Source organism: Bradyrhizobium sp. WSM4874 (genome assembly GCF_055811835.1).
This window is the reverse complement of record NZ_JBVVPR010000016.1, coordinates 1-22,764: the sequence shown is the minus strand read 5'-3', so window position 1 is coordinate 22,764 and position 22,764 is coordinate 1. Positions and strand designations below refer to the sequence as shown.

Here is a 22,764-nt window from a genome sequence, read left to right as displayed (position 1 = left end):
GGTCGATGATGGCCGGGTTCTCATAGGTGTCGGGCCATCCCTCAATTATGGGAGTCATCAGTAGCGCTACTCCGTTCTCTGCCAGGATCCGGTGCATCTCCTTTAGCGCGGCGCTGTCGTCGACATGCTCAAGCACATGCGAGCACAGCACCAAATCGTAGCACCTGTCTGGAAGTTCAATCCTTTCAATATTGAGTATGAGATCCTGACCCGGACAAATATCAGCAGTGATGTATTTCTTCGCGAGTGGGCGCACTAAGTTTGTAATTGTGGGCTCAGGTGCAAAGTGCAAGACTCTCTTGCCAACAACGTATGCCTGATTTTGGTCGAGCCACAACTTGAGCAGGCGATGACGTTCCAGCGAACCGCAATGCGGGCACATGGCTTCAGGTCGCATTGGCCAGCCGAAAGGCCGGAACAAATCACTGCGCCCGCAAATATTGCAATATCGCTCTACGGGAACAGCGCGTTCTGCGAGCGACCGCAAGGTGGATACAAGGACCTGCGCCCTCCACCTAGGCAGTGGGGGAAGGATGCGTGAAAGTAGTCGTGAGACTGAAACCATCGGTACCTGAGCAGATAATTTACAAGTACCGAGTGTCGAACGGACGCTACGTGATTGTCAACAGCCCGCTGTTTCGCACGATGCCTTCAATCATCTCAAGCAGGCGCATGGTGCAGAGGGATGAATCTTCTCAGGTGCCTTCTCATTGCGAGGCAGTAGGTCACCAGCGGCGTTCCGGGGATGAAGGTCGGCTTCTTTGATCAGGAATAGCACTTTCCAGTCCCGCCGATGGCCAAATTCGATATAGCGATAGCTCAGCGCACTTAGCCCCAAGACCAATAGGGCGAACGGCGCCAGTAGACGAATTGTATGGGCCAGCAGCGAAGTCTGAGGCGGGATCATTTCGCTCATTACGATTCCGTGCCAAGCGTAAATGCTATAACACATGCAGCCAAGTAGCTGCATCGGCCAGTTCTCTAGAAGCGAACGTAACAACCTGCCCGCGAAAAGGCTGCCGAGCAGAAAGAGAGAAAAAGAAAATGAAAAAAGCATGCCACCCAGAACGCGAACCATCAGCCATGACGCATAATGCGAGAGATACAGCCCTAGGACAGCGAGCGGCAGGGCGGAAAGTAGCGTCAGCAGACTTGATGCCAATCTCTGTCGGTTTTCGAGTCGTCTTACATAAAGATGGCAGGCCAGCATCCCCAAGACAAACTCATAGCAGCTGCCGAAGATTCCGCTGGTGAATGGTCGGAACGAGCCGACGTTTGCAATAGGGATCGAGGCTCCGATAATGATAAAAACCATACTCGCCGTCAGCGTCGCAACGACAACCGTTCCAATACCCCATCTATGGATAGCCAAGAGAAGAAACGGAAAAAGCAGACTGAACCAGATTTCGACGCCGACGGACCAGAGCACGATATTTGATGGCGGCATGAATCCGTGAGGCGAAAACACGAATAGCGTTGAGATAAGCCCGCCGGCCTCGAGATACCAACCGCGAGAGCCGACAGCGCTCTGGGCATGCAAGGCCAGCGAAACGAAGACGACGATATAGTACAAGGGCAAGAGTCGCTGCGCGCGATGCAGGTAGAAGGATGAGAAGTCGGAAAATCGCAAGATCTTCCGACGCCCCAGCCGATAGGGGAGGTAGAGTACAAATCCCGAGAGAACGAAAAAAATCTGCACGCCCAGCCAAGCGTTCGCGATAAACGCTGCGAAGATACCATCCCGATCGAGCTGCCCGGGATGCAAGGGCGCGGATCCCGCATATGGGATGAAGAGATGATGGAGAACTACCATAAGGATGGCAACGCCGCGCAAGCCGTTCACGACGCCGATTTTGTCGGCCATGGCGGATGGCTGCTGCGTCACGTATTTGCTCCGACCTGGAATGCCAGTCCTGCCGTATGGATTGGAAGGCTCGCCAAGCGATCTTCCGCTGAAGCCATGTTGCTAATAGCGTAGCGTGGGCCTTCTAGCCACGCTCCGCTCCTCGCATGTCAACCTCTATTGCAGTTTTCTCATTAAGCCGCCTTTGCTCGGTCCTTGTTCCCGCGCACCTGTCTTTCGATCCATTCGTAGCTTTTCTCAAGACCTGAGCGCAGGCTTGCGGAGGGCTTCCAGCCGAGCTTCTGCTCAATCAGCCGGTTGTCGGAATTTCGTCCACGGACGCCGAGCGGGCCGGGAATATGCTTCTTGTGCAGCTTCTTGCCGGCAATGTCGGCGACGATATCCACGAGCTGATTGATGGTAACCATCTCCTCCGAGCCGACATTCACCGGGCCTTCGAAATTTGACCGTGTCAGTCGGATTGTACCTTCCAAGCATTCGTCGATATAGAGGAAGGATCGCGTCTGGGTGCCGTCGCCCCAGATCTCGATCTCGCCACCGTTCGTGGCCTTGGCCACCTTGCGACAGACCGCTGCGGGTGCCTTTTCCTTGCCACCGTCCCAAGTGCCCTCGGGTCCGAAGATGTTGTGATAGCGGGCGACACGATTGCGCATGCCGTGGTTGCGATTGTAGGCGAGATAGAGCCGCTCCGAGAACAGCTTCTCCCAGCCATATTCGCTGTCCGGGTTTGCCGGGTAGGCCGAGTCCTCGGCGCAGTTCGGATTGTTTGGATCCAGCTGATTGTGCTCCGGATACATGCAGGCCGAGGAGGAATAGAACATGCCGCGTACGTTCCGCTTTTGGCACGCATCCAACATGTTGAGGTTGATCGTGGCCGAATTGTGCATCACATCGGCGTCATGCTCGCCGGTGAAAATATAACCAGCACCGCCCATATCTGCGGCGAGCTGGTAGACCTCGTCGAACCCGCGGTCTGTGATCTGGCGACAGAAGTACTGGTCGCGGAGATCGCCAACGGCGAAATCGTCGGCTTCGGTGTCGGCAAATGGCGGGAATTTTAGATCCACACCGCGCACCCAGAAACCTTCGCGCTTGAGCCGTTTGACCAGGTGCCCGCCGATGAACCCACCTGCACCGCAAACCAGGGCAGTCTTAGTCATGAAGTTCCCTTTCTCGAATTTCTAGCACGGTTAGCATATTCAAATACCCCTTCAAAACGGTCAGTCACCCGTTTGATGTCGTAATTCTCCAAAGCAAATTTCCTACCACTTTTGGCCGCAGCGTTGCGCAAAGTGTGGTCCTCCATCAACTGAACCGCGGAACGCAGGAATCCCTCCCGATCTGTCGGGTCGACCACAAGGCCGGCGCCATTCCTGCTGACGACCTGGGAAGCGAGGTTCTCCCCTGGTGCCGCAAGCAATACGGGCCGTTGTGCGCAGAAATATGACTGCACTTTGGACGGAACAGAGAACATCCCCGCATCGGGTTCGATTGTCGCGACTGTCACGTCAGACGTTGCAAGAACTTTAGGCAGATCGGAAAATGATTGAAGGGGCAACAAGATCAGGTTGTCGATTCCATGCTCACGCTTCGCGCGCTCAAGTTCCGAGACACCCACGCCCTGGCTCACTACCACAACTTTGGCGCGGCCCTTCACGTCTCTCGCCAGGTCAATTAGAAGCTGCGGATTATGTTTCAATGCGAGCGTGCCGGAGTATAGGAAGTTGAACGTATCAGAGAGGCCGTGACGTCGCGCCCAATCATTGTTTTTGGGAAGAGGCGAAATCTCGTTTAGCGCACCCCAGTTCTCGATCGTGAAGATCTTTTCCCCGGCACTTCCCCATTTCCTTGCGACGTCAGCAAATGAGTCGGTGATCACCACGATGGCGTCGGAGTTGGCAAATTGTCGGCGTTCGAGGACAGAATAGTAGGTGCCGATGCCTGCGCCGATCAGACCCATCTTCTTCCGCAGCAGCTTTGAAACGGCGATACTGTAGAAATCCTGAACCCAGAACACAAAGGCGGCACCGCACTTGCGGGAGGCTTTGACAATCGCGGTCTGAGCCTCGGTAGGCGTATTTCCCGAAATGACGAGATCGGGCCGTAATGACATCACCAACTTTGCGACCGCTTTTCCGTAGGTCACGTCATCGAACCGGCGGCGGACGAAAGATTTTTTGTCGTACGGACGCGGCAGTTTCACCCCCTCAAAAGATAGGCTGGAGGGATCAGAGGAGCTGTGTACAAGGCGCCCCTTGGGTCCGTGATCGCCGTGAAAGTAGGCGTGCGTAACCTGGTGTCCTCGCGAGGCGAGTTCGCGGCTGAGATTGACTTGAAAGGGGTGGCCGGCATAGTCATGAACTAAAATCTTCAATGGGGCCACCTAGGACGCGCGAATGCATTGTTGGTCATGCGCAAGTTCATGTCCGATCTTATCCTGGTTGTCTATCAGGTGCCGACTTAACCGTTAATAGCGGCGGAAATCGTCCGAACCTGTACGGCCCGTGTGTACGGCCTCAGATTTTTTAGACCCATGGCACGCACCGCGCTGAGCTCCATGAAACGGGCCGAGAGAGCATGAGCCGGTACTTGATGCTTGATCTCGGGTCGGGCTTGTGACAGTTAATGCTCAATTGGACAATAGCAACGTGTTCGCTGCTTTTGACCCGCTGCTTTCGACACCATGTAGTCGGCGAAATTGCGGCCTTTGATCAGTAGACCAATCATGTTTTTCAGAATTTTGTTTGGTGCCTCCGCTGCCCTCGTGGCTGCGATCGTCCCGGCGGTCGCCGACCCGATGCTCATCGATTTTTCATGGCAGGGGACGAAGGGCTGCGTCACCCTGTTTCCAAATCCCGAAATCCGCATCCGCAACGTCCCGCCTGATACCAAACTCTTGCTGCTAACCCTGACGGAAGGGACGAGGGATATGGGCGGCCAGGAAGTCGTCGTTCCCACAAACGGCGTTGTGCCCCCCGGGACTATTCGAACGTTTGGTCCATGCAAGCCAGACGTTTACCAGTGGACTGCAGTAGCAAGATCGGCTGGCGGGAAAGTGCTTGCGGAAGCCCGACGGGCTCGCTTCTATCCGACTGATGAGCCTGTACCGGAGAAGCCTTGACTAGCTCTGGTGCATTCGGAAACTCCGGCCGAAGCATCTACGGTTGTTACCTCTTCAACCGCCTTCGACACTGTTCGGTCGACGGGTGCCACAGCGCCGTTTCGTTGTTGGCTCGGGCGGCGGGAGAAACCTGTTAGTTGCGGGAGACACATCTTGCCGTAACCACCTAAGCAAACGACGGGTCGAGCCACCCAGCAGCCACACAAGTGACGCAGCCGCGGTTGTTAGCCTGCCCTGCGACTGATTGGTAAGCAGTTCGATTGCATGGCGTATATGTCCGCGATCGATCGCTCGCAATGCGAGCGATCGGGCAAGTATGGCTTCACCGCGCGCGAAATTGGCGGACAATTCCGGATATCTCGATAGGAATTCGGCTTCCACAAATCGCCTGGATTGCATCATCTGCGCGAAATCATCGGACATCGAGCCGGGTGAGACGCGATATCCGATTAGATATTCCGGAACCATAGCTATCTCGTGCCGCTCTGCAATTTGAAGATACAACTTCCAGTCTTCGCAGCCCTGACCTCCGCGAGAGCGAAGCGACTCGTCAAAACCTCCCGCAGCAATCAGTGCTTCTCGTCTTATGAGCGCGTTACTACCGCTGATTACAATGTTACCTCGGCACATCTCAGGAAGAATTCTGCCCTCCAGCCGGGTCGGGGGAGCAAAACCAGTGACGTTGGCGCAAGTATCAATCCAACAACACCAGGCATAGACGAGCCCGGTTTCGGGACCTCGGCTTTCGAACCGTTCAAGCTGTCGCGCTAGTTTTGTAGATTGCCAGAGGTCGTCCGCGTCAAGAGTGGCGATGAATTCCCCGCGGGCTGTGGCAATTCCGCAGTTGCGTGCCGAAGCTACTCCGCCGTTCGGCTTAGATACGTAACGAACTCTCGCATCCCGTTCGACAAGTTGCGCGGCGACGAGCCTCGTCTGATCAGTGGAGCCATCATCTACAATGATCACTTCAAGATCGCGGTGCGTCTGGTTCAGCGCGCTTACCACCGTCTCATAAATAGTCTGTCCGGCGTTAAAAGCCGGCACGATGACTGAAATGAGCCTGTCTCTCAACAAATGGGGAGAACGCACGACACCATCTTAATGCTTAATTTCAATTGAACTGTACTGTTTGATGCAATCTCATAAATTCTAGCCGTTAGCCGATCGTATTGCGATAGTCGTACTAAAATAAGGTAAATCGTTAACAATTACAAGGGGTTACTAGTGGCGCGTCAGGCAAGGCGGATATTAATCACCGGCGGTGCGGGTTTTTTGGGCTCACATCTATGCGAGAAGCTGATTAATGCGGGACACGAAGTTCTTTGTCTCGACAACTTCTACACGGGCTCGAAAGCAAACGTGCGTGACCTGCTGGAGTGTCATCGCTTCGAACTCATGCGACACGACATTACTTTTCCGCTCTACGTCGAGGTTGACGAGATCTATAATTTAGCGTGCCCAGCCAGCCCGGTTCACTATCAACACGATCCGGTTCAAACGACTAAGACCAGCGTACATGGATCAATAAACATGCTTGGGCTGGCCAAAAGAGTGAACGCTAAAATTCTCCAGGCCTCAACCTCGGAAGTTTACGGTGATCCCGAGGTGCACCCCCAGGATGAGTCATACTGGGGACGAGTTAATCCGATTGGCCCACGCTCTTGCTATGATGAAGGGAAGCGCTGTGCCGAGACGCTGTTTTTTGACTACAGGCGGCAGCACAACCTTTCAATTAAAGTTGCGCGGATCTTTAATACTTACGGTCCGAGAATGCGTCCGAATGATGGGCGGGTCGTTTCAAATTTCATTGTGCAAGCTCTGACCAACCAGCCGATCACCATCTATGGAGACGGAATGCAGACGCGCTCGTTCTGCTACGTCGATGATCTGATCGATGGCCTGGTTCGTTTGATGGAAACCAATGATGAAATTACCGGACCAATCAATCTTGGGAACCCTCACGAGTTCACCATGATGGAATTGGCTGAAACAGTGAAGGACTTGACCGGGTCTGGATGTCGAATCGATTTCAAGCCGCTCCCGATCGACGATCCAAAGCAACGACAGCCAAACATCACGCGAGCGCGCGATACGCTTAACTGGGCACCGTCCGTGCAACTGCGTCACGGCCTCACCAAAACGATCGCCTATTTCAACGATTTGCTGCGCTCAAACGAGCTGGTGCAATAGCATGACTAAGACCGTTCTTGTTACCGGCGGCGCGGGGTATGTCGGGTCACATTGCTGCAAGGCGTTCGCCAAAGCTGGATGGAGGGTGGTGACTCTGGACAATCTATCGCGTGGCTGGCGTGACGCGGTGCGCTGGGGACCCCTGGTCGAATGCGATCTCCGCGATGAAGTGCGGGTCCGCGAAGCACTGGCAATGTACAAGCCTGACCTAATCGCGCATTTTGCGGCTTTTGCCTATGTTGGTGAATCAGTGGCAGATCCCGGACTTTATTATACCAACAATACTGCGGGTACGCTCGCGCTCCTCGAGTCCATGCGCGCCACGGGATGTCGCCATCTCCTATTCTCTAGCACGTGTGCGAGTTATGGTGTTCCGCGAACGTTGTTGATTGACGAGATGCATCCGCAGTCACCAATCAATCCGTACGGGTGGTCGAAGATGATCATCGAACGGATGTTGGAGGATTACGGCAGGGCCTATGGTCTCGCATCGGCGTCCTTGCGATATTTCAACGCCGCTGGCTGTGATCCCGAAGGCGAAATCGGCGAACGTCATGAACCCGAGTCCCATGTCATTCCGTTATTGATCGAGGCCGCCCGCAATCCCGAGCGACCCTTTACAGTATTTGGAACCGATTTCGCGACGCCCGACGGAAGTGCTATCAGGGACTACGTTCATGTGAATGATCTCGCGCGGGCACACCTGCTCGCAGGCGAGATGCTGGTTGCTCGCGAAGGTGTACATACGTTCAATCTGGGAACCGGAATAGGAACCAGCGTATTCGAGCTAGTCGAGGCGGTAAATCGCGTCGTGGGTATCAGCCCCTGCCTCCGGCTTGGCCCGCGTCGTGAAGGTGATCCGGCGGTGCTCGTTGCATCCTACGCGAAGGCAGAACGAGAGCTCAGATGGAAACCGGAGCATTCGCAACTCGATTTCCTTATCAGAACCGCGCTAAATTGGCGGGATCGTCACCCGCGATGGACCGTATAACTGCAGCCCTTGGCCCCATTGTTCATGATTAATATGCAAGGTGGATTCGGATGGAACTCGTATCCGTCGTGATACCCGCCTTCAATGCACAGCGCTTTCTGGCTCGCACGTTGGCATCGGCCTTGGCGCAAACATACGAGAATATTGAAGTCCTCGTCATAGACGATGGCTCAACAGACGATACACGCAGCATCATAGAGGAGTTTGCCGCCTCTGATGAGCGTGTGAGCTCAATTCGGACACAAAACCGCGGCGTGGCCCTTGCTCGAAACCTGGGGATACAAAACGCAAGAGGATCTTATATCGCTTTCCTGGACGCGGACGATCTTTGGCACCCGACCAAGATTGAACGCCAAGTCGAAGCGATAGATATCCATCGTTCTGATGCGAGCTGGGCGGGCGTATACACGTTTCACCGAACGATTGACGAGAGCGATCAGTTCACCGGTAACGGTCAGACCGTACGAGGCTGTAGCGGTTATATATTGGCTAGAAACTTCGTACTTAAGTTCATAGGAAATGGAAGCAATCTTTTGGTCCGTCGTGATGCAGCGCTTGCTGTGGGAGGATTCGACCCATCATACGCTGCTGAGGGCATTGGTGGCTGCGAGGATCTCGATTTTGAGCTTAGGCTTGCGGCACGCTATCGTATAGAAGCCGTAAGATTGTTCCTTGTTGGGTACCGCATCTACAAGGGGAATATGTCGAGTGATGGATCGCGTATGGCGAGAAGCATGAGCGAGACCATTGCGCGACATGCGAAGCTTAACCATTCGATCCCTCTGCGGGTGAAGCGCTGGGCAGTTGCAAACGCGCACAGATATGCTTTTCAAGTGTTGTTGCGCGAGAGAAGAATTATTCCAGCGCTTGCGGCTTACGGGATGCTGACCCTGAGCGATCCCGTAGCTTCGATCCTTACTGCGGCCGAGGTGCTGGCGGCCTTTCGCAAAAGGCTGACGAAGGCTCGTTCTGTAGCTTCTTCTCAGACATTTATGTCGATGGATCCTCGGGCCGGTGCCGACAATCCCGTTGAGGCAATTGTACGCGCAAAGCTAAGTCGATTGGCCAAGGATGACCTGGTGCTCGAGCAGCATGCGCATTCGGTGGGCTTCGCAAAAGGTGCTCAAGACAGGCCGGAAACGAACTGCGTCTCGTAATGGCTCCCTAAACGGGGTGGCTGGCCAGCTCAGCCGCCGACTTCCGCTCTGTCAGTAACCAACCTACAAGGCCCTTAGGCGATGACCCCAGCGCTTCCAATTCCTATCGGCAATTCCCGAGATAGCGAAGTTGTCGCCATCTTCCCTTGGGGCAATTGTATTGAAGACTTCCTAGACACAATCGGAATTTCGCTGGACAAATTCTGTCAGGAAATGACCGGGGGATGGCTATTTGGTTACATATCCGCGCTGCAGTCGGCAGGCTTAGCGCCGATACTGTACTGCTATTCGCGCGCAATTCTCAAGACCGAGAAGCGAATTCATTCGCCGACGAACTGTACAATACGTCTGATACCTTTACCACGGCCGTATCGTTTGCTCGTGCGCAACATGAGCAGCCCTTATGCATGGCGTGCCAAAGATGCGTTTGGAGGTAAGATAAGCAAGCTCAGTTATCCTTTTGCCGAGCTGGCATTTCAATTCAGTCCATATTTTGCTGTCGCGCGGTCCAGCCTCGCGCGTTTATTACAAGCAGACAATTGCACGGCAATTTTGGTGCAGGAATATGAGGATCCTAGGTTCGACAGTCTGATCGCGGTCGGGCGAAGTGTTGGCATCCCGGTTTTTGCTACTTTTCAGGGTGGCGATCGCCACTTTAGGTGCTTGGAAAAGTATTTTCGACCTCGGGCAATTGCAAAAGCGGCGGGATTGATTATCGCGAGCGCAGGTGAGGCGAAGCGAGTGAAGGAACGGTATCGTCCAGCCTGTCCAATAGTCGATATTCCCAACCCGTTAGATTTGCGGACTTGGTTCCCAGAGATGCGGAATGAGGTGCGCGTTGCCTTGGGGTGGACGGTTGGAGAACGTGTAGCAATCTACCACGGTCGCATCGAGGTTCATCGGAAGGGCCTCGATATATTACTGTCGGCATGGGCAGGCGTGAACGAGGCTATGGCGGGGAGACCGATCAGACTGGTTGTGATTGGTGACGGCCCCGATCGAGCAATATTCCAGCAATTGATCGAAAGATGCGGCTCTGCGAGCGTGACTTGGATTTCTAACTACATACTTGATCGTACCGCAATGCGTCGAATGCTATGCGCGGCCGACGTGGCAGTTACTGCTTCGCGTCATGAAGGCTTTCCCGTAGCCCCGCTCGAGGCGATGGCCTGTGGGTTGCCGGTAGTAGCGACCGATGCTCCTGGAATTCCAGAAATTTTGGCTGGAGGACGCGCAGTGGGCGGAATCCTATGCCGACGCGACGACGCAAAAGTAATCGCAGCCGCCTTGGTAGAGTTGCTCTCGGATTCCGAGAAGTCCGAGTGTTATGGTAGATTGGCTCGCCAAAGTATTGAGGCACGTTTTGCGCTCGAACCGGTCGGCCGCAGGCTTGCTGCCTTGATCAGCCGGTCTAACCTGTCACAATTGTAGCCGAAGAGCCGAGGTCTTTGGCTATTCTACCTGCCAGGCGGCAACGTGCTCGGACCCACGCGAATAGTTTTGTTCCAGTAGATATCCGAGATATGTCACGGGGCTTGTTGCAATCCAAACAGCTTGCTTGAGGCGATGGCTAAGGTTGGAAAACGCGATGTCGTGACCGACCGCGGTGGAAGGGTTGCAGAAACTTTCTAACCTCACTGGGTGGCCTTTGAAGAGAGCGACTAGTTCTTCCTCACTATAGCCCCGACGCACATGTCCCCATTCCGCAAACAATTTCTCTTCTGAAGGACAAATAGGTTTGAAGATTGCAAAGTGCGGATATCGCCAGGTGTTCTTGGGCGTACTGATCAATATCCAGCCGCCGGGGCGGACCACTCGCTTGACCTCTCGCGCAGCAGCCCCATCGTCCGGGACATGCTCTAAGAGATCGAACAAAGCAACGGCATCAAAGTGTCCGTCTGGGAACGGCAGTTTCACAGCGTCGCCGCAAATGAAGTTCACTCCGGGCCAGGAGTTGCATGGAGCGTCTGCGTAGCTAGGATCCAAATCTAAATTGGTCACCTCTGCGTCCGGATAGAGGAGTGCGGCAATGCCACTCCGGCCGCCACCGATGTCAAGAATTCTCGGTAGATTTTCCATCGGCGATATACGATGAATTGCGCGCATTTTTTCTCGATAGAAGAACCCCAACGTCATAGGGTCCGGAAATGGATTTCGGGATAGAAATGCTCCAAGCGCGGCTTTGGCGCCGCAGACACGATCTCGTTCGATTGTGCGAGGCGAAGCCATCACGTGAATCCCTCAAATGTCCATGGACGGGAGCTCGGGTCATTTCGCCAAAACCACCGCAAGGCCTGAAATCCGGCGATGTAACCTGCAAGTTGGGGAGCCAGTAGACTCCAGCGCCTCCAGTACGACGGTCTCAGCGCTGCCAAGATCTGCAGAGCATAGTACCAGGGCAGAGTTGCAAACACTCTTCTCAGATTGCCGACGTGACCGTGACGGGCATACTGGACGAGGAGAGCCGATACGTGCCCTTTCATGTACGCTCTCATTTGGCTCTTGAGCTGTGCTGGCGAATGCCGATGTTCATGGTAAACAACAATGGCAGGATCGTAGTAACAGTCATAACCGGCCGCGAGCACACGATACCAATATTCGCTATCTTCGCTACATCCTGCCGCTCCAGCACCCAGTCTTTCGTCGAATCCGCCGACCGCTTGGAGAGCGGACCGGCGGATGGCCATGTTGGCCCCAGCTCCGACGTGCCACACGGGTGAGCCGAACGGAATCATCGGTCGGAAAACTTGATCCCGGAAACGTTGACATTGAAGACCGCGGCCGAAACCTCCGAGCTCAATCTCGAATGCAAGCTGGCTTGTGGTGCGCAACTCAGCGGGCAGCACTAGTCCGGTGACCGACAGGATGTCCGGTGACGAAAATGCTGCACGAATCCGTTTCGCCCATTTGGGATGGACCATGACATCATCGTCGGTGAAAGCGATGATGGAACCAGTAGCGGCACGCATTCCCGTATTACGGGCGATGCTTAGACCTTGGCGGGCTTCAGCCACATAACGGACATTCACACGGCCCTTCGCAATCTCGGCCACATCGCCGGAGGTCGGAGCGTTGTCTACGACAATGATCTCGCGGAGATCTCCCATAATTGGTGCGAAGCTATCCAGACATCGCTTCAGCACCTGGGGCCGATCTCTTGTGCAAATGACCACCGATATAGTCTCGCCCAATCCGGCCGTTTCAAGTTCGTCACAAGCTTGCGCAAATCCATTCAACACGTGCGTGTCTGACAACACCTCAACGAGAGATCCTGATGCCAAAGGCTGCGGCAAGGACTTATGCAGGCGGAGGGCGGGAGGAAAGCTATGGGGCCAGATACGGTTGCCCAGAGGAGCGGCGATGATGGACGGGATCAACGCCGACAGTGCCTCGGGCAAGATCGGCAATTGCGCAGCCAAAAAACTCGTAATGCCGAGAGGAACGTCGTTACACCACAGCACAACGTAAACGCCGCCTTCACCTTCACACACCGATATCGGATCGAGCGGCTGCGCCAGGTCGATATGTTGTATCCGCCACGGGGCTTGCATCCTTATCATTGCTGATCCCGTATTTTAGCCACGCGTCGCACCGAGCGATCGTACTCGCCGAAGAGCCCAACGACACCTCCCCACAGTTCAAGCGCGACCATCGCGGGTGGAAGTACGTGCCTGCCTCTCAAGCTTTTCCAGAGTTGGCTGATCTGATCAACAAACCACCATCTGACCAGCTTTCGGAGCGGGGCCCGAAACGCGCGGTCCGAGCGATAGGATTTGACGATGAAGGCCATATGAGCGAGGCCCCAGGTCCAATATTGCCGTCGCAGCTGTTTGCTTTCGCGTCTGTGGTCGTGCAGCACTGCAAATTGCGGTTCATAAACGAACGGCTTGCCGATGCGCGCCATCCTGTAAAACATATCAAGATCGCCCCCGCCGGGGAGGGGAGCCCCGGTATCTAAGGCCTCATCGAAACCACCTATCTCAACTACGATTTTCCTGTCGAACGCCATGTTGGCACCTGCACCAAAAACGCCAGCGCCGCACGGTGCTAACGGATTATGTAGATCGACGGCGCAGAAGCGCTTCTTCTGGAAACCGCGCCGAAAACCTCCCCGGCGTTCGAAGAGTACCTGTGCCTCGGTCTCGAGTGCAAATGGAAGAACAAGGCCTGTGAAGGCAATTGCATCAGGATTATCGTTCCAGGCCTCGTGCAGGCCGGCGAGCCATCCCGGTGTAACGACAACGTCGTCGTCGATATAAGCGAGGAAGTGGCCTTTTGCCTCGCAAAGGGCTCGGTTGCGTCCGAAGTTAAGCCCCGTTTTGGGTTCGACGACGTAACGCACGCCTGTATGACGTGCAACCACGTCCGCCGTTCGCCCATCAGGCGGAGCGTTGTCAACCACCAATACTTCGAAGGCTGCTGTGAGCTCGGAGGGAGCCGGATTGAGCGCTGTTAGCGCCGATAAGCAGCGATCCACCCATTCCGGCCGATCGCGGGTGCAGATTGCAACCGTGACACTAGGCATCTTCGCCGGGAGAGATCTCCCTCTTTCATACCGAATTTGGTCTGCGACGATGGCTACGTTCGCATGACTAAAGATCAGCTGCGACACTTCCGAAGCGCTAAAGCTGTCCCGAGCGCCGGTCTCCTTCAGGACAAACTCGATCAATCTTCCGCGACGGACAACTGTCAATGCGAGACCGCCATAGCCCTTTAAACAAAGAGACGGCAGTTCTTGATCGAGGTCGATTGTTGCCCTCAAATAGCGCATTCAGTCCTCAATGCCATCTGACGCGGGGCTAGCTCTTTGCAGTCGCGCCATCGAGGCAAACAGACCTCCCTCGGCCATGAGCGCTGGAAAAGTACCCTGTTCCACTACTTTGCCGCTCTTAATGACTACGATATGATCGGCATCCATGATTGTGAATAATCGATGCGCGATAATGATTATTGTGACCTTGTTTTTCAGAGCAGCAAGGGTCTGTTGGACTAGCAGCTCAGTGTTGCTGTCCAGCGCGTTGGTGGCCTCGTCAAGAATTAGAATGCTGGGATTGCGAATCAATGCGCGCGCTAGCGCTAGCCGCTGGCGCTGCCCCCCTGAGAGCCGGATGCCTCGTTCACCTATTTCGGTATCATATCCGTTTGGCAGCTCCGCTATGAATTCATCGGCGTGGGCGAGTCGCGCTGCGGCAACTACTTGTTCGGTTGTTGCGTCAAGGCGACCGTACGCAATGTTTTCAGCGATCGTGCAGCTGAAGAGATGAACATCCTGCGAGACAACTGCCACGCAATCCCGCCAATCCTTCATGCGGAATTCTGGTAGCGGCATACCATCAACTAACACTGTGCCGGTCACCGGGTCGACGTGACGGCAAAGTAGATTGATAAGGGTCGACTTGCCGGCACCCGAAGGTCCGACGACGGCTGTCGTGCGGTTGGACGGAATGAAGAGGTGGACGTCTCTCAAGGCAGGTATCTGAGATCCTTCATACTGCGCTGTCACCCCGCTCACCGCTATTCCCTCTCGAAGTGCCGTGAAGGGGCGCGGTCCCGACGGCAGCTTTGAATGTCTGCACTCCCGCTGCACAGTATCGATCTCGATGACGGCGCTTCCCAGCTCCAACATGCCGGCCCTGGCTGCAATTAGCGCTCGGACCCGCGGCTGCAGCCGGTAAAGAATAAGAAGAAATGCAGCCAAAGTGGGAATGCCTGCGCCAGACCAGAACAATGTGACTATCCAAAGTCCAATTCCCAGAGCTGACAGAACTTCAAAAATCGGCGATGTAAGATTAGACAGAAGCTCCAAACTCAGAAATTGGCGACGAACATCGTCTGAAACATCTGCAAATCGCTTTTCCTCGTATGCAACACGACCAAACATCTGGATCGTCTTCAACCCTGTCAGACCTTCCCAAGCCCGCTTGGTGAAAGCTTCATTGGCTTTGAGGGCCGCTTCACCAAATGCCTTGGTCTGCCGGGTAATCAAATACAGCAAAATGATAATTGTACCGATAAATGGTGTGACCAGTAGGGTGGCTTTCCATGAGATAAAAACGAGCACAACAAGCAAGACTAATGCCGCGGTGACATCGACCAGAAATCCAAACAAAACCTTTAGCGCTCGAGCGCAGCGCCATGTTTCGGAAAAAATGGAGTTTGCGATACGACCGGAGGGCTGCGCGTCCAGGAACCCCGGGCTTGCTGATAAGATCGCCTCGTACAGCTTGAGACGCATCTTATGCCCGGCTGCCGCGTCAACCGAGGCGAAGTATGCGGCGTTCCAGTAGCCAACTATCGCCTTCAACAGAACGCTTAAGAAAACCAGCGAAACGAGGCCGGGCACCTGCCATTGAGGGGAAAACACGTTCATTATCTGAACGAGATAAGCGGGAAGCTCGCTTTCTGCACTCCCTCCGCCTGACAGTGCGGTGAGAAGTGGGAGGAAAAGGTACAGACCGATTCCCTCAAACAGTGCAGACAGAAGGCCAAGCAAGACGATCGTGAGCAAGGTGCCGCGAGTCAAGTTGAGACTGGGTAGGAGTCGTCTCGCTATCGATAATTCGTACTGCATGTCTGCTAGCTATTCTGCTTTCGAAGGATGCCTGGACATCTAAAAGCCTGGCAGGCTTGGTTCTGCCTGCGATGAAAAATATGCCGATTAATGCAAAGCAAGCCCTCTAAAATCGAGCTCCTGATTCCCGGAGCTTAACTGGCCGCTCTGAACCGGCTTGGTAGGTCAAATGTTTCTTAGAAACGTCCGATCTGCGCGCTCCAGCACGTCTGTTCTAGGGAACGGGCCGGTGTTGCTCTACTAGCGCTTGTTTGGGTTTTCTTCAATCCTGTCAGGCCATTAGGTTAACAGGTACAGTTTTTATGCGTGAAACTGGCTGATATCAGCTCAACCGATCGAAACACCGCGCGAAGCGCGAGGTCGAAGTGCCGGAACCGGCTGGCGATAGCCTGAAGGCGGCCGGCCAGATCATCGCTCAATGGCGGGATGGTTTCCAGCGGTAATGTAGCGGGCGCGCTGGACGGGCCACTCATCTTTCTGTTCGAGCAGGACAGCTCAGATGAGGCGGGCGATGGCATCCTCTTTGGGAAAGATGCCGGGCACTTCGGTGGCCGTTAATCTAGACGTTGAGGCGCCCGATCGGGTTGCGTGGTTCCTCGGTCGCTTGGCGTTTCGCAAATCGATCCTGCCCGAGAACTGCCGGTCGCCCCCGCAAAGCCGCCCGCCGGCTACGGCGCTATTGGAGGACACCACTAGGGGACACGACCTGGCCGACATCGTCGTTGGACCGACGTTGAGTTCAAGACATCTGGCAGCTTCGTCTTCTTACAGGTCCAGACTCTTGCGGTCACACAACCGCATTCGTTGACCGCAACGGCGCAGCTTTTAGAGCACGATCATCCTGGCCATCCCCAGCCATCCGCCCTCTGCAAATATTTAGATCGCAGTAGTCGCGATCTACTCGTGTCGAGCAATCAGCGACGCCAATGGAGCGGCGGCAGTTTTTTGAGCTATCGATAGAGATGATATTGTCCTGTCGAGAGGCCCCCGTTGCCGGATCGCAAATCGCGCAAGCCGGAGCATTACATGATCCGATTATTCGGCCGGCCACAGCATCTATGCTGAGGTACCTGCATCCCTCACCCGCAACCCCTCAGACGTCTATCCGACTCTGTTCGGTGGTCGATCAAGATCAAGTGCAACGCGCAATGCATACAAGGCTTGCGCTGTAGACGATGATGGATATCGTTTGCGGAGGAGCCAAAGTCCGGTCGCGTCGCGGCCCAACGTTTTCGCTTTTTCGCGGATGTGGACCGTGAAGAGCTCCGAGGTGAATTAGCGGGAGCTCGCTCCGAAACGACGGAATGTCACGGTCGAAGTTGATGTCAGCTCGCAGTAAGTTTCGCTTGCCCAGGTCGGATTGCTGATACAACTTCTAAGCCGGAACGATGGTTGGATTAGCGTTCCGGAAGATCTCGCCAGGGCGAGCCCTTCCGAATTACACACAACATGCCCTTGAGAACCCGCCGCTCGTCACCCCGCGACATCGGGCGACCGCTTCGGCAGCAGGGGATTGATGAAGTCCATTCTCGATCGCTCAGGAAAGCCGCGCCATGTGGCCCCCAAATCGCCGCAGGAATGAATCACTGTTCGCGAGCTGGCGGAGTCGGTTACGAGTACAGGACCACGCAGTCTACATCATTTCCAGCTGACATTGTTCCGAATTACCTTCGCGGGGACCCCTCCAACAAGGGAGTTTTCTGGTACGTCATCTACGACTAAAGCGCCTGCAGCAATGATCGAGCCACTACCTATCGTGACTCCCTTCAAGATTGTGGACCTAGCTCCCAACCAGACATTCTCTCCAATCCTCACGTGACTTACTGTGTCATGGTTCGCATTTGTCAATTGATGTCCATCATTGTCTCTAATAATGACATCTGGTCCAATCGCCGCGCCGGCTCCGATTGTAATTCGGCTTCGGCATTCAATTTGCAGATTGCGCGAGGCATACCCGCCGCCATGAAGTTCAAGCAGTGCGCCGTCCTTCACCTCGACAAAGGCGCCCGACTTGATGGCAAAATTGCCTCCAGTTAGCCGAACAGTTGCGTTGCGCATTATGACAAGAGAACCGGGCTCGGCGCCAGAGAAGGGCCATGGTTCGTTGAATAGAAATACGGCGCCTTTACCAACTTCCAGGCGACCTTTCACCGACAATGTCGCTTGGGGGAAGACGAGCACTCTAAGTCCTTGCCCGTGTTTCAGGGCCGCAAATAAAGTTCTTAGGACTGACAATTTCCACAATCGATAGATGTGGGATCGCCCAAGGGAAAGCTTTTGATTTAAGACACGCAACGTCGAAAGCCTCCCGCGACCTCTTCTGCGACAAGATTGCGCAGAGAGGCTTCTTTGACAACAGCTTTCATCCGGCTATCCAGTGTTGTGGGCTTGGCTACTCAATACTGATTTTCCGCATGAGAGGCTGTAGCGAGACGGCGGCCAGGTGCCGTGGGCCGCCCTCTAATCGGAAGGGGCCACGGTGCAACGGTCGGCTCTTCGGCAGGGATCGAGGAACTAACCAGATTGATGGGGGAACGATGTTCTGCCAAGAGGCCGTCCCCAATGCACATCGGCTAAACGCAAGGGCAGCCCTGGGGTGAAGGGACGCTGCGCCTCCAATGTTTGTCACCGGCGGATACTTGGTCACACTTGGCAGCTAGCGATCAGCAATCTCTTAAAGGAGAGACCAGCGGGCAAGAGTGCCTTGAGAACCCCAGACACCAAAGCAACAGGCTGGCATCCATCTGGTTCTACGAACAGCAAATACGTGCGCTGTACCAAACTGCTATAATAACCAACATTCCTGCGAGAACTACTACAGCAAGCAGTTTATGAATATCGACCGGGCTCCCGTACGTCAAACGCAGAGCGGAAGTACCGAATTTCAATGCTATATCATCTAGCAACGAACGTTTTCGCTTGGCACACGTTAGCTCCGATTCGATTTCCATAGTCTATGGTGACGCCGGCCTGATCATCCTTCAACTCTAAAATTCAACCAATCTGCGCAATTTGTGGCCGCAGAGACGCCGCGTCTACCTACCAAAAGGGTGTTATATTTGTCGTTATTGAGGACGGAAAATGCAGCGGCCGGATCGTGAGATGACTCGATATGTTCGAAGGGCTCGAGCCGTAGCCGTAGTGCTGGTCGGTGGCCTGTTCTGGTGCCCCGTGTCTCTTAGTGCTGGCGGCGTATGCATTTTGCATCCGCGGCCGTTCAAGTTGCAATCAGACACCGTGCGCTGGTCCTTCACGATCACGCCGGGCGCGCAATGCATTCAGGGTTTGCGCTGGTCAACATTCATAGTCGACAAGATTTCGATCGTCGAAGCGCCGAAATCGGGTCGCTTGGTCTTGAGTGGTCCGTCCTTCCGGTACCTTGCCGATGTAGCGGAAAGGGGCTCCGATCAGTTCAAGATAGCAGTCTCGGGAAGTTCGCTTCGAATCGACGGAACATCCACAATCGACGTAGACGTCAACTTGCGCTGACCAAGGAATCCCTCATCGAGTTCGCTAGCGCGGAACGTTGGTTCGGTTGCTGTTGGCGTTGGGATATGACGAAGCCGCGGGCGGCACTCCCTGGCCAATCGGGTTCTGAAACGGATTGTTGCTGGGCTGCGTCGCCACCGGCGGTCGGGTTCCAGCAGTAGAGCCTTGTGTTCGGACTGAAGTGTTCTTCTGCTGCGTCCCTTGGGCAAAGGCCGGTGCGGCGAGAGATAAAATAAGCGGTAAGATCGCAAATAGTTTCGGTTTCATCGGAATCTCCCTCGTTTCGGCCGTCAATCGTCCCCACAGAGCTAGGCATCGGCGGCATATTTGAAAGAGCTAGGGCTTCTTGCAGGCCGAATAAAAGGTGCCGTTTGTGGTGACAACCCGCTCTATGCACTGCCTGGGATCGGCAATCTCGCCAGCGACGCTGAAATAATAGGCTTGGTTCTTGAGGATAAGCGCGTAATTGCCCGGAGGGAGTTCCAGCCCCGGATCCTCACTGTGGACCTCGTACATCTCGGAATTTTCGGGCACCGGAGAAACCCGGTATGAATACGAGAAATTTCTGATGACCCAGACATCGTCTTCGCCGGGCCGTTTTCCAGCAGCTTCGCTGGAAAATTCGCGTGTGATCTTTGCGATCACGCGCACCTCGGCTCGCTCCAATATGTTCGTCGCCACATCGCGCCGAAACACCAGGAATTTGGGGTGTCCATTCGGCAGGCTTGCACCCCTGGGAAGCTTGAAGGCGGCCGAAACAGCGATCCGGATGTCAGGCGGGCGGCCGGGCAGCAGCTGCAATTCAGTTAATGAGCTGTCGCCAACCGCGTAGATGCCGTATTCCCTCGGCAGCAGCGAACCCGGTTGCCGCGTAGGCGGGTTCGGCGGTAAGTTCAAGCTCGGCGAGGGCGCAGGTTGCTCCGGCGACGTCGATTTTCCATAGCTGTGAACGGCCTTTCCAAGCGAGTCCAGGCGCTCGCGTTGAGAGACCACCGCAACAAACAATGCAGCGATCAAAAGTACGCCCCCGGAGCGCTTGGCGGCGGTCCAGAAAAGGCGATGCCGGCGTTCAGCAACGGATTCGAGCCCGACCCCGGCGGCCAAAGGGGTGGGGCGAGGGGAATACGGGGGCAAGGGGCCATCCAACTGCGGTGCCATAGATGGTGCCGGAAAAATCTGCTCCTGCGAGAATTGCTCGACACCGCGAATGGCAGCTTCAAGCGCCAATTCGGCCTGCTTCATCTCGGCCGGACCAGAACTGCCGAGTTGCTCTTGAAGCTTGTGGCGCGCGAGATCGTAAACGGTCCGGCGCATCAGCTCCGGGTCGCTCTTAACGGTATCGATCATGCGCGCTATGACGAGCGCGAACTGGACCTCAGACCCGGTCTGTTCTCCTTCGTCTAGGCTGGGCACTCGTAAATCACGGGACGTCATACTGCTTAGGCACCCCGCCGATGGATCATTTACTATCATAATCCGGTGTTTCAAAATTCTCAAAAGAAACTAGTGTACGGCGCATTAGCCGATGGGACTGAAAGTGTCAGTATCCATTCGGCAGGGAGAGGCATTGTGCGCATCAGATTAACCCCCGGCTTCGCGGCCTCCATTTTTCTCTGTTCACTTTTTGGTTCGGCCACCAGTCCGGCATCTGCGATCACTGCCGAGGTCGCTAAAAGGTGCGGCGCTCTCACGGCCAAGCAGTTTCCGCTTCGCGAACGGGGCAATCCCGCAGCGGGCAGTGCCAAGGGCAGCGGCAAGGATCAGCGGGCTTTCTTCAACAAGTGCGTCGCCAACGGCGGCAAGGTTGAGGATGGGAGCACCGAGAAATAGCAGCGAAAGGGTCGTCGCTGGGGGAGCACCTCGTCGCCTCTAGCCGTCGCCTTTTGGCGAGCTGGCTGCGTGAGCTGGCTCCGGGACATTGCCGTCCTTGCCCATGCATTCCCTGAAGTAGGTCTGACGATCTGCCGTTCCGGGGGCCGAGCCGGGTCGCTTGTAGGGATACGCTAGATAAGAAAAGCGCATGCATTTGCGTGCAGCATCTGCACTCGGACCGGCAACGGCGCTATCGTAGCTCACTGTCAGCGCCACGACTGACGCTCCTAGGATCCAGATCGGATTTTGAACAAACATCGCCATACCCGCTGCTCGGAGCAAATTCTTTTTAGAAGTGCTGCTCCGCTAATGCGAAATATGACATTGCTCGTCAAGCAGATGTTTCAATTGCGCTCTTGTTTGAGTTCGAGGAGCGGTCACCTGAAAGTCCCATGATTGCACCAGAGCATCTGAGTTCCACGGCAACTCCTGCTGTAGTGCGGACAAAACCCCTGTCCGTAATTTCGCGGGCCTCTGCTTCTTGATGTACAAGAATTTAGGAGGCCGTTAAGTCTGTCCGTCGCCCTCGCACACATCATTCAACTTGTTGGCTTCCTGCTAAGTTCGCATTGAGGGGCATTTGATTGCTTGCTGCATGAAAAGGGCAAGCAGTCATGGCAAAACAAACCAAGTTGTTGAGCGGCGCTTACACGAGTGTGCTTTCTGGAACGTCTGGCTCGGACACTCTTTTTGGGGGCGCTGGAAATGACCTCCTCACGGGAGGGGCCGGACGTGACACCTTCGTCGTCTCGAAAGGTTATGGTTCCGACACGATTGCGGACTTCGCTGCCGGAGTAGGCGGCGATGTATTGCGAGTTGCGAATTACGGCTTTTCAAGCTTTTCCGTCTTCAAAGCCGCTAGCAAGCAGGTCGGGACGGACGTCGTTGTAAAGTTGTCGAGCAGCGAAACGGTTACGCTTAAGAATGTGAAGCTGTCTGCACTTGTGGCGGACAACGTAACTTTCGATAGCTCGGTTGCCACCAAGGCTGCCCCGGTGGCCAAACCTGTGACGCTGGCGGGGGGGACCGAGGATACCAGCTACTCCATCAGCGCGGCCACCCTGCTGGCGGGAGTGACGGATGTCGACAGCTCCTCGCTGTCGATCACCGCGGTGAGCATTGCAAGCGGCGGCGGCAGCCTGGTCAACAACGGCAACGGCACCTGGACCTACACCCCGGCTGCGAACTACAGCGGACCGGTCAGCTTCAACTACACCGCCTCTGACGGCGCGCTCACCGCGAGCTCGACGGCCAACCTGTCCCTGACAGCGGTCAATGATGCACCGGCGGCCAAGCCTGTGACGCTGGCGGCGGGGACCGAGGATACCAGCTACTCCATCAGCGCGGCCACCCTGCTGGCGGGAGTGACGGATGTCGACAGCTCCTCGCTGTCGATCACCGCGGTGAGCATTGCAAGCGGCGGCGGCAGCCTGGTCAACAACGGCAACGGCACCTGGACCTACACCCCGGCTGCGAACTACAGCGGACCGGTCAGCTTCAACTACACCG

At 55.3% G+C, this 22,764-nt stretch carries 18 protein-coding genes; 7 read left to right on the top strand and 11 right to left on the bottom strand.

Features of this window, described 5'->3' with window-relative positions:
• From AC0L3P_RS18160 to AC0L3P_RS18145, 4 genes are all read right to left on the bottom strand, one after another.
• The coding region (locus AC0L3P_RS18160) for a class I SAM-dependent methyltransferase (protein WP_473303549.1) at window positions 1-397 on the bottom strand (397 nt) is incomplete at its 3' end.
• 258 nt (window positions 398-655) lie between these two features.
• Complete coding sequence (locus AC0L3P_RS18155; RefSeq protein ID WP_473303545.1) at window positions 656-1,864, bottom strand: acyltransferase family protein; 1,209 nt, start codon at window positions 1,862-1,864, stop codon at window positions 656-658.
• A gap of 173 nt (window positions 1,865-2,037) precedes the next feature.
• Window positions 2,038-3,024: an NAD-dependent epimerase/dehydratase family protein gene (locus AC0L3P_RS18150; RefSeq protein ID WP_354101361.1), complete on the bottom strand. Its 987-nt coding sequence runs from the start codon at window positions 3,022-3,024 to the stop codon at window positions 2,038-2,040.
• Complete coding sequence (locus AC0L3P_RS18145) at window positions 3,021-4,238, bottom strand: glycosyltransferase family 4 protein (protein ID WP_473303539.1); 1,218 nt, start codon at window positions 4,236-4,238, stop codon at window positions 3,021-3,023. Before AC0L3P_RS18145 ends, AC0L3P_RS18150 begins: the two co-directional genes overlap by 4 nt.
• A gap of 351 nt (window positions 4,239-4,589) precedes the next feature.
• On the opposite strand from AC0L3P_RS18145, the gene AC0L3P_RS18140 reads away from it, so the two are divergent.
• Window positions 4,590-4,985: a hypothetical protein gene (locus AC0L3P_RS18140; protein ID WP_354101359.1), complete on the top strand. Its 396-nt coding sequence runs from the start codon at window positions 4,590-4,592 to the stop codon at window positions 4,983-4,985.
• A gap of 54 nt (window positions 4,986-5,039) precedes the next feature.
• Here the strand turns inward: AC0L3P_RS18140 and AC0L3P_RS18135 are convergent, their stop codons facing one another.
• Window positions 5,040-6,074: a glycosyltransferase family 2 protein gene (locus tag AC0L3P_RS18135; protein ID WP_354101358.1), complete on the bottom strand. Its 1,035-nt coding sequence runs from the start codon at window positions 6,072-6,074 to the stop codon at window positions 5,040-5,042.
• A 135-nt stretch (window positions 6,075-6,209) separates the two neighbouring features.
• Here AC0L3P_RS18135 and AC0L3P_RS18130 point away from each other — a divergent pair, with 135 nt between their 5' ends.
• From AC0L3P_RS18130 to AC0L3P_RS18115, 4 genes are all read left to right on the top strand, one after another.
• Window positions 6,210-7,175 (top strand): UDP-glucuronic acid decarboxylase family protein, encoded by a 966-nt coding sequence (locus tag AC0L3P_RS18130; protein ID WP_473303534.1) that lies wholly within the window; start codon window positions 6,210-6,212, stop codon window positions 7,173-7,175.
• Between the two features lies 1 nt (window position 7,176).
• Entirely contained in the window at window positions 7,177-8,166 is a 990-nt protein-coding gene (galE, locus tag AC0L3P_RS18125; protein WP_473303531.1) for a UDP-glucose 4-epimerase GalE, read from the top strand.
• Window positions 8,167-8,216: 50 nt separating this feature from the next.
• Window positions 8,217-9,323, top strand: coding sequence for a glycosyltransferase family 2 protein (locus AC0L3P_RS18120; RefSeq protein ID WP_473303527.1), 1,107 nt, complete (start codon window positions 8,217-8,219; stop codon window positions 9,321-9,323).
• 81 nt (window positions 9,324-9,404) lie between these two features.
• Window positions 9,405-10,754: a glycosyltransferase family 4 protein gene (locus AC0L3P_RS18115; RefSeq protein WP_473303525.1), complete on the top strand. Its 1,350-nt coding sequence runs from the start codon at window positions 9,405-9,407 to the stop codon at window positions 10,752-10,754.
• Window positions 10,755-10,775: 21 nt separating this feature from the next.
• On the opposite strand, the gene AC0L3P_RS18110 is transcribed toward AC0L3P_RS18115, so the two are convergent.
• The 6 genes from AC0L3P_RS18110 to AC0L3P_RS18085 all read right to left on the bottom strand — a co-directional run bounded on the left by AC0L3P_RS18110 (window position 10,776) and on the right by AC0L3P_RS18085 (window position 20,730).
• On the bottom strand, window positions 10,776-11,552 hold the full coding sequence (locus AC0L3P_RS18110) for a class I SAM-dependent methyltransferase (RefSeq protein WP_473303522.1): 777 nt from the start codon (window positions 11,550-11,552) through the stop codon (window positions 10,776-10,778).
• The gene (locus AC0L3P_RS18105) at window positions 11,552-12,883 is read right to left on the bottom strand and encodes a glycosyltransferase family 2 protein (protein ID WP_473303519.1); all 1,332 of its coding nucleotides are present in this window, start codon (window positions 12,881-12,883) and stop codon (window positions 11,552-11,554) included. The genes AC0L3P_RS18110 and AC0L3P_RS18105 overlap by 1 nt, the downstream gene beginning before the upstream one ends.
• A complete protein-coding gene (locus tag AC0L3P_RS18100; protein ID WP_473303517.1) occupies window positions 12,880-14,094 on the bottom strand; it encodes a glycosyltransferase family 2 protein in 1,215 nt (404 codons plus the stop codon). The genes AC0L3P_RS18105 and AC0L3P_RS18100 overlap by 4 nt, the downstream gene beginning before the upstream one ends.
• Window positions 14,095-15,831, bottom strand: a complete 1,737-nt coding sequence (locus tag AC0L3P_RS18095; protein WP_473303515.1) for an ABC transporter ATP-binding protein — start codon at window positions 15,829-15,831, stop codon at window positions 14,095-14,097.
• A 1,701-nt stretch (window positions 15,832-17,532) separates the two neighbouring features.
• Window positions 17,533-18,075 (bottom strand): acyltransferase, encoded by a 543-nt coding sequence (locus tag AC0L3P_RS18090; protein WP_473303512.1) that lies wholly within the window; start codon window positions 18,073-18,075, stop codon window positions 17,533-17,535.
• A 1,644-nt stretch (window positions 18,076-19,719) separates the two neighbouring features.
• Window positions 19,720-20,730 (bottom strand): hypothetical protein, encoded by a 1,011-nt coding sequence (locus tag AC0L3P_RS18085; RefSeq protein WP_473303510.1) that lies wholly within the window; start codon window positions 20,728-20,730, stop codon window positions 19,720-19,722.
• A 222-nt stretch (window positions 20,731-20,952) separates the two neighbouring features.
• On the opposite strand from AC0L3P_RS18085, the gene AC0L3P_RS18080 reads away from it, so the two are divergent.
• Both AC0L3P_RS18080 and AC0L3P_RS18075 read left to right on the top strand, forming a co-directional pair.
• Window positions 20,953-21,213, top strand: coding sequence for a hypothetical protein (locus tag AC0L3P_RS18080; RefSeq protein ID WP_275171397.1), 261 nt, complete (start codon window positions 20,953-20,955; stop codon window positions 21,211-21,213).
• A gap of 656 nt (window positions 21,214-21,869) precedes the next feature.
• Window positions 21,870-22,764: cadherin-like domain-containing protein (locus AC0L3P_RS18075; RefSeq protein WP_473303508.1), on the top strand; the 895-nt coding region annotated here is incomplete at its 3' end.